This is a genomic window from Nocardioides sp., from assembly GCF_024509035.1.
GTDB lineage: Bacteria > Actinomycetota > Actinomycetes > Propionibacteriales > Nocardioidaceae > Nocardioides.
The window spans coordinates 11,216-22,297 of record NZ_JANINT010000287.1 but is presented as its reverse complement, the minus strand read 5'-3'; the positions used below and the strand labels follow the sequence as shown (position 1 = coordinate 22,297).

Sequence of the window (11,082 nt, the reverse complement as noted above, 5' to 3'; positions counted from 1 at the left end):
CTGTTCGTCGGCGAGAAGGCCGTCGGCAAGCACACCAACGCGATCTTCACCAAGCTCGACCTCCCGCCGGCGGCCGACGACAACCGCCGGGTGCTCGCCGTGCTGGCGTGGCTGGACTCCCAATAGACGTTGACCCGCCCGAAAGTTTCGGGCGGGTCAACGTTCAGGCGGTCAGTTGTCGCTGAAGAACGCCAGGATGCGCAGCAGGTTGGTGTAGATCCAGACCAGGCTGACGGTCATCGCGAACGCGGCGCGCCAGGACTCCCGCTCGGGGAGCCGGTTGGCGATGCCCTGCTCGACGAAGTCGAAGTCCATGACCAGCATGAACACACCGAGCACCAGGCCGGCGACCGCGGTCAGCATGCCCAGGCCGCTGACGCCGAAGAGGCCGATGTCGGCGTTGAACATGCTCAGCACCAGCTCCATGAGGCTCAGGCCGATCATGCCGAACACGGCGGCCATCACGAACATGCGGAACTTGTTGCCGACCTTGATGTCGAAGACCTTGTACGCCGCCAGCGTGCCCGCGAACGCGGCGAAGGTGCCGATCACGGCGCCGGAGACCACACCCTGGCCGAACTGCACGTCGAAGAGCTTGCTCAGGCCGCCGAGCGCGATGCCCTCGGCCACGGCGAACGCCATGACGAGCGCGGGGCTGATCACGCGCTTGAACGAGTTGACCATCGACAGCGCGAACGCGGCGAGCGAGCCGAGCGTCACCGCGGCGATCAGGCCGCTGCCCACCTCGCCGTTCTCGATGTCGGGGGTCATCACCCAGGTGGCGAGCGCGGCCACGATCACGAGACCGAGCGAGATCGCCGTCTTCTGGACGACGGAGTCGATCGTCATCGGGCCGCTGGAGACCGCGGGGCTGGTGGGGGTCGTGCCGGGCTGGCCGGGCGTGCCGGTGCCCCAGGTGGCGGGGTCGGTGTAACCGGTCTGGCCGTATCCCTGGTACGCCGACCCGTTGCCGGCGTACGTCTGGTTGCCGTAGGCGTTGGAGCCGGAGGCGTGGAACTCCTCCGAGCGGCGGAACACAGGGTTGTTGCTCTGCATTGGTCTCTCCTCGAGGCCGTGGGTGTCGTCGCTCTGACGGGTCACCTGAACGAGCCCACTCGTTTCGGTCCAGTCTAGGCGGGCTCACCGGGTTGAACGCCGAGCGTGCCCGCATAGTTCCCGACCCGTGGGGAGTCATGCCCACGCATCAGCTGCGGCTGAGCCGCAGCGTGGCGCGTCTCCCGATCCGGTAGTCACGGACCTGGTCGGCCTGCGGGTTGTCGCGCAGCAGCCCGTCCCAGTCGGAGAGCCGCTCGACGCTGAAGCCCTGCGCCCGGGCCAGCAACGTGAGACCGGCCAGCGTGGGACGACCCGTGAGCACGGTGTCGCCCCAGGAGAACTCGTCGGCGACGGCGTTGCCCTGCCGCTCGACCTGCTCGGCATCGAGCCATACGACCGGCTGGTCGCCGCGGTGGATCTCGGTGTCGAGGACGATGTGGCGGGCGCCGGTGCGACGGATCCTCGTGAGCAGCTCGTTGTGGCGCAGCGTGTGGTAGAGGAAGCCCAGGCAGAGCACGACGTCGACCTGCGGCTCCTCGCGGGCCAGCACCTCGAACAGGTCGCCGGCCACGAAGCGGAAGCGCGACTCGTCGACGCCGTAGCCCCGCAGCGTGCTCTCGGCGTTGGCGACCAGATCGGGACGGGCCTCGATCCCGAGCACGGCGGACGCGCCGGCCTCCAGCGCCGCCATCGACCACCGACCGTCGTGACTGGCGAGGTCGAGCACACGTGCGCCCGGGAACAGGTCGGCGTTCTGGGCGACGATCGCCTCGTGGCGCAGGTTGAGGCGCCACGGGAACGACGAGGTCTCACTGGTCTCGTAGAAGTCGGCGAACCGGTCGAAGAACGCCTGGGTCACCGCCATGCTGCCCGGAGCCGCCGTGGTCGGCGGCCCCGCGGGGCGCTCGGGCGCGGGCTGGGCGGGACGACGGCGGTTCCGGAAGGGCGACATCGCCCCAGCCTAGGAAACAGGGCGCACGGCGAGCGGCAGCCGCACCGTGAACGTGGTGCCCTCGCCGGGGGTGCTCGCGACGCCGATCGATCCGTCCATGAGCTCGACGAGCTGCTTGGCGATGGCCAGCCCGAGGCCTGTGCCGCCGTACTTGCGGGTGATCGAGGGGTCCGCCTGGCGGAAGGACTCGAAGACGCGGTCCACCTCCTCGCTCGACATGCCGATGCCGGAGTCCGCGACCGCCACCCGCAGGTCGACGCCGCGCACACCCCGTGGCTCGGAGCGCACCGAGATCCGCACGAAGCCCGCGCCGGTGAACTTCACCGCGTTGTCGAGCAGGTTGGTCAGCACCTGGGCCACGCGGACGCTGTCGCCGTACACCACCGACGGCAGGGCGGGGTCCACGTCGGCCTCGAGCTCGAGGCCCTTCGCGCGCGCGGCCTCGCGGACCGGGGCGACGACGTCGTCGATCAGCTCGTGGGGATCGAACTCGCGGCGGTCGAGGGTCGCGAGCCCGGACTCGACCCGCGAGAGGTCCAGGATCTCGTCGACCAGCCGGAGGAGCCGGCCGCCGGAGCGGTGCATCATGTCGGTCAGCCGGCGCTGCTTGTCGTCGAGGTCGCTGTCGGCGAGCAGCTCGCTGGCCGCCAGGACGCTGGTGAGCGGCGTGCGGATCTCGTGGCTCATGTTCGCCAGGAACACCGACTTCGCCTCGTTGGCCGCCTCGGCCGCCCGGCGGGCGTCCTCGAGGTCGCGCTGCAGCCGGCTGCGCTCGGTGATGTCCTCGGCGATGCCGTAGACACCCAGCACCTCGTCGCCGACCACGATCGGCACCGCGGTGACGGTGACCTCGATCAGCCTGCCGGAGACGTGACGGACGCCGAGGTCGAGGACCTGGGGCGTGCGGTCGAGGACCGCGAGGAACGCCACGGCGGCGCGCTCGACGTCCTCGGGGACCAGCACGTCCGGGAAGGTCATCCGGCTCAGCTCCTGGGCGGAGTAGCCGGCCAGGCGTTCCGAGGCCGGGTTGGCCGCCTCGAAGCGGCCGCCGACGTCGAGCGAGAACACGGCGTGCGGGTGGTAGTCGAACAGGGACCGATAGCGCTCTCCGGTCTCGGCGAGGGAGCGCTCGGCCGCCACGAGCCGGGCGGCCTCGTGCCGGGCCTCTCGGATGCGCCGCACGGAGTACGCCCCCAGCCCGACGATCGCCGCCACCGCCGCGATCGCCAGCTCGTCGGCGTCGTACCGCTCGTGCGCCCGCGACCAGCGCGCGAACCGCTCGAACAGGTCGAGCCAGGCGCCGAGCGCGAAGGCGACCACGACGAGGGCGACCACCAGGGCGAGGTCGATGCGCACCGACCGGCGTCGTCGGCGTGCGCGCTCGGCTGCGGCGGAAGGAGTCGTCACGGTGCCGGGTCTCCGCAATCGCGCTCGGCCCAGGCGCCCTGACCCGAGCGTGCCAGCAGGCGAGCTGGCATCCCCGGGGGGCCGGGGGACCACACATCGCAGCGACGCACGCGCACCTCTCCTGTCGACCGCGCGGGACCGAGCGGACACCGGTCCTTCGGCCGGCACCGCCAGAACATGAGAACGACGGCGACGCCGGATCGTTCCGTCGGCACCGGTGCCCCCGCTGGGACTCGAACCCAGACTGCGCCGCTTTTAAGGCGGCTTCCTCTGCCGGTTGGGATACGGGGGCCGATCAGGGGTCGATCCTGCCAAGGACGGCGGCGCGCCGCAGGACGTCGTCCAGCATCGGCTCGGTGAGGCGGCCGGTGAAGGTGTTCTGCTGGCTGGGGTGGTAGCAGCCGAGGAGGGTGACCTCGCGGTCCGGACCGGCGAGCCGCGCCTCCGCGCCGTGCCCGAAGCGCGGCCGCGGCCGCTCGACCTCCCACCCGAGGCCGGCGAAGGAGCGGATGGTCGCGTCCCAGCCGAATCCGCCGAGGGCGACGACCACCTCGACGGTGTCGACGACCAGCGCGAGCTCGGCGGAGATCCACGGTGCACAGGTGTCGCGCTCGGCGACGCTGGGCTTGTTCTGCGGTGGAGCGCACCGCACGGTGGCGATCATCCGGGTGCCGACGAGCTCGAGCCCGTCGGCGGCGTGCAGGCTGGTGCCCTGGGTCGCCAGACCGACGCGGTGCAGGCTCGCGAAGAGCCAGTCACCGCTGCGGTCGCCGGTGAAGATGCGGCCGGTCCGGTTGGCGCCGTTGGCGGCCGGCGCGAGACCCACGACCAGCACGCGCGGGTCGCTGACCCCCCACCCCGGGACGGGCCGGCCCCAGTAGGGCTGCGTCGCGAACGACGCCCGCTTGGTGTGGGCGACGTCCTCGCGCCAGCGCACGAGGCGCGGGCAGGCGCGGCAGACCGACACCCGGGCGTCGAGCTCGCCGAGGTCCTCGGTGCGCGCGAGCCGGCGTACCGCCGCGGGCGTGGCCGCGACCGGGGTGTCGGCAACCGCCGGGTCGCCCGGCCATCCGGTGCCCGGCGGCACCGGGGACGCGAAGAGGTCGCCGGTCGCCGGGTGCGGGAGGAGCTCGGTCACCGGAGCATCCTCCCGCACGTCACCGGCGCGACGACCGCGCGACGACCGCGCGACGACCGGGCGACGGTCAGGGAGCGGGTTGGATGGAGGCCTCGCGGCGCACCTTGTCGGCCGCGGTGGAGGCGACGTCGGAGACCTTCTCCTTGGCGGCGTCGGCCGCCGTGGCGGCCTGCTCGGTCACGGCGTCCTGCGCCTTCGACGCGGCCGCCTGCACCTGTGGGTTGTGTGCGAAGCGGGTGGCCCCCGCCTTGATCTGGTCGTAGCGCTCGCGACCGGCGCGGGCGCCGAGGACGTAGCCGGCGGCGAAGCCGGTGAGCAACGTGAGCTTCTTCATGGAGTCTCTCCTTCGTCGAGGTTCCAGGTGTGCGGGACGGTCTCAGCGGCGCCGACGCCAGACCACGAGGCCGGCGACGACGACCACGGCGAGCGCCGCGGCGATCGTCAGGTCGGGTCGCGGGCCTCCGGTCGCAGTCGTGGCGTGGTCCTTGATCTCGGCGGCCTTGCCTCGCGCGCGCGACTTCACGTCGAGCTTGGCCTGCAGCTGGGTCACGGTGGCCGCGAGCTCCTCGCGCTGTCGCGCCAGATCGGCCTCCAGCGCTTCGGGAGAGGTTCCGTTGCTGGTCATCGGACCTCCCCCTTGAGCGCCGACGCGTCCTCCTTGACGTTCGCGATCGTCACCTCGGGCGCCAGCGGTGTGGCCTGCTGGATCTCGTTGCGCCCACCGAGGGCCGCGCCGAGGGCGGCGATCAGCAGGACCCCCGCCACGATCAGGCAGGCCGCCCACAGCGGCAGCACCAGGTCGAGGGCGACGATCGCTGTCGCGATCAGGGTCGCGGTCGCGAAGAACGCCAGCAGCCCGGCCAGGCTGAACATCCCGATGCCGAGCCCGGCGCGCTTGCCCTTCTGCGCGAGCTCCGCCTGGGCCAGGCGCAGCTCGCCGCGCACGAGCTCGGGGATCTGCTCCGAGAGCCGGTGCACGAGCGCGCCGATGGGCTCGTCCGTGGTCGTCCGAGGGTCGCTCATGGGGGCCCGGTGCCCAGCCTCGGCGGTCAGGAAACGGGCACTAAGGGGTGATCGACGCAGTATCGGGCCCAGGGGTCCGCCCCGCGATGGACCAGGCGATCCCGTCGAGGATGTCGGACTCGGACACCACGAGGTGCTCGGCGCGAGTGCGCCGCAGCACGGCCGAGAGGATCAGCGCGCCGGCGTCGATCACGTCGGCCCGTCCGGGATGCATGAACCCCAGGGCACGGCGCTCGCCGTGGGTCATCGCGACGAGGCGGTCGACCGCTGCGTGCACGGCGTCGACCGCGATCACGGCCTGATCGAGGGCGTCACGGTCGTACGCCGGGAGGTCGAGCACCGCCGCGGCGACAGTGGTGACCGTGCCGGCCACACCGACGACCGTCGCAGCGGCGCCGGCGTCGACCGGGCAGGCGTCGAGGTGCGCCTCGATGTCGGCCACGCACGCCGCCACCTGGGCCGGCGTGGGCGGGTCGTCGGTCAGGTGCCGCTCGTGCAGGCGCACCGACCCGATGTTCATCGAGTGGCCCCGGATCTGATGTGCCGGGTCCTGCCCGGCGCTGTCCAGGATCAGCTCCCCCAGGATCAGTTCGGTGGAGCCGCCGCCGATGTCCACGACCAGCACGGGCGCGGCCGCGGGGGTGCGCAGGTTGCGGACCGCGCCGTCGAACGCGAGGGCGGCCTCCTCGGCGCCCGTGACGACCTCGGGCACGACACCGAGACGCTCCCTCACCCCGGCGACGAACTCGTCGGCGTTCGTCGCGTCGCGCGTGGCCGAGGTCGCGCAGAAGCGGATGCGCTCCACCGGCACACCGTGGGCGCGGACCAGCTCGGCGTACTCGTCGATCGCCGCGAACGCGCGACCGAGCGCCTCCTCGGCGATCCGACCGGTGCGGTCGAGGTCCTGACCGAGGCGGACCATCCGCATCTCGCGCACCGCGACGTCCAGCCCCTCGTGGTCGGACATCGCGCCGACCAGCAGCTTGATGGTGTTGGTCCCGCAGTCGATCGCCGCGACGGGCCGGCTCATACGCAGGGCCCGGACTCCCACCACGACCCGAGCAGGTCGAGGACCTCGTCGCCGAGCGGGTTCACGCCCCGCCCCTGGGCCAGCGCCTGCCCCGCGAGCACGTGGAGGCACTTGACGCGATCGGGCATGCCGCCGGCGGAGATGCCCTCGATCTCGGGGACGTCCTGGCCGACCTCCTCGGCCAGTGCGGCACGCGCGGCCAGGTAGCGCTCGTGCGCCGCGCGGTAGGCCGCCGCGAGCTCGGGGTCCTCGCCGAGCCGGTCCTGCATCTCCTTCATCAGCCCCGACCCCTCGAGCGTGCCGATCCGCGAGGCCGCCCGGGGACAGGTCAGGTAGTAGGTCGTCGGGAACGGCGTGCCGTTGGGCAGCCGGGGCTCCGTCGTGACCACGTCGGGGTTGCCGCACGGGCAGCGGTGGCCGACCTCGTGGATGGCGCGGGGCTCACGGCCCAGCTGGGCCTCGACAGCGGCGATGTCCTGCGGGTCGATCACGGGGCGATTGTTGCAGCAGGTCAGTCGGATCCACGGATCTTGTCGGCCGGACCGGGCTCGGGGGCCGGCGGGTGGCCGGCGAGCTCGACGGACTCCCAGGCGGTGGACCACCATGCCTTGGGGGGCTTGCGGGCGACGGTCGAGGGGTCGGTGAGCGAGGTGTCGCTCTCGAGGGGCTCGCCGTTGTCGTCGAGGACGACGTACGCCGTCTCCCCGGGCATCACGAAGTTGAGGTCGCGCGCCTGCTGGCGCACGTACGCCGGGTCCTCCCAGCGACGCTTCTCCCGCTCGAGGTCGTCGATGGACGCACGGCGCATCGCGATCTGGCTCTTGAGGTCGCCGATCTGGTCGCGCTGCTGGAGGTAGGCCCGCAGCGACGAGGCGTAGGAGACGGTGAGGACCGCGAGCACCAGCACGAGCACCGCGGCCCGGCCGGTCAGCTTCGGACGCCGCCGCTGGGCGGCCTGCCCGACCGGAGCGCTCCTGCCGGTCCCCGGAGACGCCGACGCCGCCGGCGCAGTCCGGCCCGGACGGGCGGCGGTCGGGACCCTGCGAGGTCCTGATCGCCCCCGGGGGCGCGGCGCGCGCGGCGGCGTACGGCGACTCTCAGACGGCATACGTCCTAGGTTCGCTCAGCCGGCGTACCGAGGGAACGCCGACGCGCCGGAGTAGCGCGCGGCATCTCCGAGCTCGTCCTCGATGCGGAGCAGCTGGTTGTACTTGGCGACCCGCTCGGACCGCGCCGGGGCGCCGGTCTTGATCTGGCCGCAGTTGGTCGCGACCGCGAGGTCGGCGAGCCGATCTGGTTGACCTTGACCAGCAGCGCGTTGGCCTGGCCGCCGGTGATGCCACGCTGGAGGCGCTCGACGTTGGTGACGAACAGGTCGTCGCCGACGAGCTGGGTCTTGGTGCCCAGGAGGTCGGTGATGGCCTTCCAGCCCTCCCAGTCCTCCTCGTCCAGCGGGTCCTCGATGGAGACGATCGGGTACGACGCCACGAGCTCGGCGTAGTAGGCGGCCATCTCGTCGGAGGTCTTGGTGCCGCCCTCGAAGGCGTAGGAGCCATCCTTGTAGAACTCGGACGCGGCGACGTCCATCGCGAGCGCGATGTCCTTGCCGAGCGTCAGGCCCGCGGCCGAGACGGCCTCGGCGATCAGGTCGAGCGCGGCGCGGTTGCTGTCGAGGTTGGGGGCGAAGCCGCCCTCGTCGCCGAGGCCGGTGGCCAGGCCCTTCTTCTTCAGCACCGACTTGAGCGCGTGGTAGACCTCGGCGCCCGAGCGCAGCGCCTCGGCGAAGGTCGGGGCGCCGATCGGGGCGATCATGAACTCCTGGACGTCCACGTTGGAGTCGGCGTGCGAGCCGCCGTTGAGGATGTTCATCATCGGCACCGGCAGCAGGTGCGCATTGGGGCCGCCGACGTAGCGGTAGAGCGGCAGGCCGGCGGAGTCGGCGGCGGCACGGGCCACGGCGAGCGAGACGCCGAGGATCGCGTTGGCACCGAGCTTGGCCTTGTTGGGCGTGCCGTCCAGGGCGAGCATGGTCTGGTCGATGACGCGCTGGTCGTCGGCGTCGAGACCCTCGACGGCCGGGGCGATGGTCTGGATGACGGCGTTGACGGCCTTGGTCACGCCCTTGCCGACGTAGCGGTCGCCGCCGTCACGCAGCTCGACCGCCTCGAACGCGCCGGTGGAGGCGCCGCTGGGCACGGCCGCCCGAGCGAAAGAACCGTCGTCGAGGAGGACCTCGACCTCGACAGTGGGGTTGCCGCGCGAGTCGAGGATCTCGCGCGCGCCGACAGCTTCGATGGATGCCACGTCTGTGCTCCTGTGGGTCGTCTGGGGTGGGCCCGGGCCGGGTCGCGGCGGACCGTCGTTCAGCCTAGACCGTGCGGGAGTGCCCTCCCAGTGCTCAGCTGGCAGGCGGGACGAAGGGCCCTGCGAACTGAGGCCGAGTGACCTGCGGGGACGCCGCGTGCGGGTCGGAGCCGGCCCTTCAGAGCTCCCTCAGAGCCGGCGGCGGACGGCGTCGCGGAGGGCCTGCTCGGGATCGATCCCGGACCCGCGGGCCTCGGCGACCAGTGCCAGCAGGCGCTCGCCGAGGTCGTGCGCGGGTGCCGAGGTCTCGACAGGCTCGACCACCGGAGCCTGCTCGACCACCGGGGACGGTTCGACCCCCGGTTCACGGCTGAGCCGGTCGAGGACCTTGTCGGCGTAGAGCAACGCGGGGAGGGTGGTCGGGAGACCCTCGGTGACGGAGGTGCGCTGCTTCTCGGAGGCCTTGATCGCCTCCCACACCTCGTTGATCTCAGCCGCGGTCTCCGGCGCCGCGGACTCGGGGCCGAACACGTGGGGATTGCGGCGGTACATCTTCTCGGTGATGTCGCGGGCGACGTCGTCGAGGGTGAACTCGCCGGACTCCTCGGCGATCACCGCGTGGAAGTACACCTGCAGGAGCAGGTCGCCGAGCTCCTCGCGGAGATGATCCGCGTCGCCGGTGTCGATGGCCTCGAGGGTCTCGTGGGTCTCCTCGAGCAGGTAGCGCGCCAGCGAGCGGTGGGTCTGGCCGCGCTTCCATGCGCACTCGGCACGCAGCCGGCGCATCACCTCGAGGAACTCGAGGAGCGGTTCCTCGGGTGGTTTCGAGGCTCGCTGCGCTCGCACCTCAACCACCGTGGTCCGGCTCAGCCCCCGAGATCAGCCGCAGCGCTGCGTCTCGGGCAGCCCGGCGGCGTAGGCGGTGTCGGGCTCGCTCGCGTCGGCCTTCTTCGTGACGTCGGCGACCCCGAAGGAGAGGCTGGTGTCGGCGGGCTGTGTGGCGCCCTTCTCGATGGAGATGCCGAAGCGCGGGTCGACGTCGATGTCCTGCTGGTCGAGCCAGTCGAGGAACGCGGCCTCGCCGGCCTTCGTCGCGTCGTCGCCCCTCGCGCCCTGCTGCTCGCCGACCGACTTCTCGACCGCCTGCAGGTAGAGGGGAACGCCCTGGACGTCGATGACCGCCTGGACCTGGTCGTCGGGCAGGGACTGCAGCTGCTTCTCGGCCTCGGCGACCGCCTTGGCGTAGTCGTCGGCCGCGGAGACGCCCTGCTCCTCGGCGAACTGGTCGACCGCGACCCGCAGCGCCAGCGCACCGGCGACCTGCCCGCGCAGGTAGTGCCCGGCGAGCACCTGGCCCGCCTGGAGCTGGCCCTCGACGTAGTTGCAGAACGAGGTCGAGACGTCGTCCACCTCGTTGAGCGACACCGTCTCGTCACCGACCCGGGCCGCGACGCCCGGGTTGAACGCGGGGACCGCGCCGCAGCCCGTGAGCAGGAAGATCGAGGCCGACGCCAGGGCGATCAGACGGATGCGGGTCACTTGCTCTCCTGTGGGTCGATGACAGCGTCGATCACGTGCCGAGCCCATTCAAGCAGGGCGATGCCGGTGATCGGATGCCCCCCGACCACTGCGGTCTGGGGGCGCGGGACGAGGATCGTGCTGACCGGGGCCTTGACGATCGACTTGGGGTACATCCGGTTGAGCCGGACCACCCGCGACTCCGGCAGGTCGACCGGTGCGAAGCGGACGTTGCGTCCCGCGATCGTGACCTCGCCGATGCCGGCATTGCGGGCCCGGGCGCGGAACCGCGCCACGATCAGCAGGGAGGCGACCTCCTGCGGCGGCTCGCCGTACCGGTCGAGGAGCTCCTCGTTGATCAGGTCGACGTCCTCGTCGGAGCGGACCTCGGCGAGGCGCTTGTACATCTCCAGGCGCAGCCGCTCGCTGGGGATGTAGTCGTGCGGCAGGTGCGCGTCGACCGGCAGCTCGATGCGCACCTCGTTGAGCTCCGGCTCCGCGTCGCCGCGGAACTCCTGGACGGCCTCGCCGACGAGGCGCACGTAGAGGTCGAACCCGACGTCGGCGATGTGGCCGGACTGCTCGCCGCCGAGCAGGTTGCCGGCGCCGCGGATCTCGAGGTCCTTCATCGCGATCGCCATGCCGCCGCCGAGG

13 protein-coding genes, 1 tRNA gene and 1 pseudogene are annotated in these 11,082 nt (G+C 72.0%); all 15 read right to left on the bottom strand.

Going from position 1 to position 11,082, the window contains the following annotated elements:
- Positions 1-171: 171 nt before the first annotated feature.
- Positions 172-1,101, bottom strand: a complete 930-nt coding sequence (locus Q0L15_RS19200) for a Bax inhibitor-1/YccA family protein (protein ID WP_296606136.1) — start codon at positions 1,099-1,101, stop codon at positions 172-174.
- Positions 1,102-1,204: 103 nt separating this feature from the next.
- Positions 1,205-2,008: a class I SAM-dependent methyltransferase gene (locus Q0L15_RS19195; protein WP_296606135.1), complete on the bottom strand. Its 804-nt coding sequence runs from the start codon at positions 2,006-2,008 to the stop codon at positions 1,205-1,207.
- A gap of 9 nt (positions 2,009-2,017) precedes the next feature.
- On the bottom strand, positions 2,018-3,415 hold the full coding sequence (locus Q0L15_RS19190) for an ATP-binding protein (RefSeq protein ID WP_296606133.1): 1,398 nt from the start codon (positions 3,413-3,415) through the stop codon (positions 2,018-2,020).
- Between the two features lie 218 nt (positions 3,416-3,633).
- A tRNA-Leu gene (locus tag Q0L15_RS19185) sits at positions 3,634-3,707 on the bottom strand.
- Between the two features lie 3 nt (positions 3,708-3,710).
- A complete protein-coding gene (locus Q0L15_RS19180; protein ID WP_296606132.1) occupies positions 3,711-4,553 on the bottom strand; it encodes a uracil-DNA glycosylase in 843 nt (280 codons plus the stop codon).
- A gap of 67 nt (positions 4,554-4,620) precedes the next feature.
- A complete protein-coding gene (locus tag Q0L15_RS19175; RefSeq protein WP_296606130.1) occupies positions 4,621-4,887 on the bottom strand; it encodes a hypothetical protein in 267 nt (88 codons plus the stop codon).
- A 42-nt stretch (positions 4,888-4,929) separates the two neighbouring features.
- Positions 4,930-5,178: a DUF3618 domain-containing protein gene (locus Q0L15_RS19170; protein ID WP_296606129.1), complete on the bottom strand. Its 249-nt coding sequence runs from the start codon at positions 5,176-5,178 to the stop codon at positions 4,930-4,932.
- The gene (locus Q0L15_RS19165; RefSeq protein ID WP_296606127.1) at positions 5,175-5,576 is read right to left on the bottom strand and encodes a phage holin family protein; all 402 of its coding nucleotides are present in this window, start codon (positions 5,574-5,576) and stop codon (positions 5,175-5,177) included. Before Q0L15_RS19165 ends, Q0L15_RS19170 begins: the two co-directional genes overlap by 4 nt.
- 40 nt (positions 5,577-5,616) lie before the next feature.
- On the bottom strand, positions 5,617-6,606 hold the full coding sequence (locus tag Q0L15_RS19160; RefSeq protein WP_296606125.1) for a Ppx/GppA phosphatase family protein: 990 nt from the start codon (positions 6,604-6,606) through the stop codon (positions 5,617-5,619).
- On the bottom strand, positions 6,603-7,097 hold the full coding sequence (locus tag Q0L15_RS19155) for a DUF501 domain-containing protein (protein WP_296606123.1): 495 nt from the start codon (positions 7,095-7,097) through the stop codon (positions 6,603-6,605). The genes Q0L15_RS19160 and Q0L15_RS19155 overlap by 4 nt, the downstream gene beginning before the upstream one ends.
- Before the next feature lie 20 nt (positions 7,098-7,117).
- The gene (locus Q0L15_RS19150) at positions 7,118-7,519 is read right to left on the bottom strand and encodes a septum formation initiator family protein (RefSeq protein WP_296606122.1); all 402 of its coding nucleotides are present in this window, start codon (positions 7,517-7,519) and stop codon (positions 7,118-7,120) included.
- Positions 7,520-7,729: 210 nt separating this feature from the next.
- Positions 7,730-8,910 (bottom strand): annotated as a pseudogene (gene eno / locus Q0L15_RS19145) (phosphopyruvate hydratase).
- A 189-nt stretch (positions 8,911-9,099) separates the two neighbouring features.
- Positions 9,100-9,756, bottom strand: a complete 657-nt coding sequence (locus Q0L15_RS19140; protein WP_296606120.1) for a MazG family protein — start codon at positions 9,754-9,756, stop codon at positions 9,100-9,102.
- A gap of 33 nt (positions 9,757-9,789) precedes the next feature.
- Entirely contained in the window at positions 9,790-10,449 is a 660-nt protein-coding gene (locus Q0L15_RS19135; protein ID WP_296606119.1) for a SurA N-terminal domain-containing protein, read from the bottom strand.
- The coding region (locus Q0L15_RS19130; protein ID WP_366939609.1) for a TRCF domain-containing protein at positions 10,446-11,082 on the bottom strand (637 nt) is incomplete at its 5' end. The genes Q0L15_RS19130 and Q0L15_RS19135, both read right to left, overlap by 4 nt.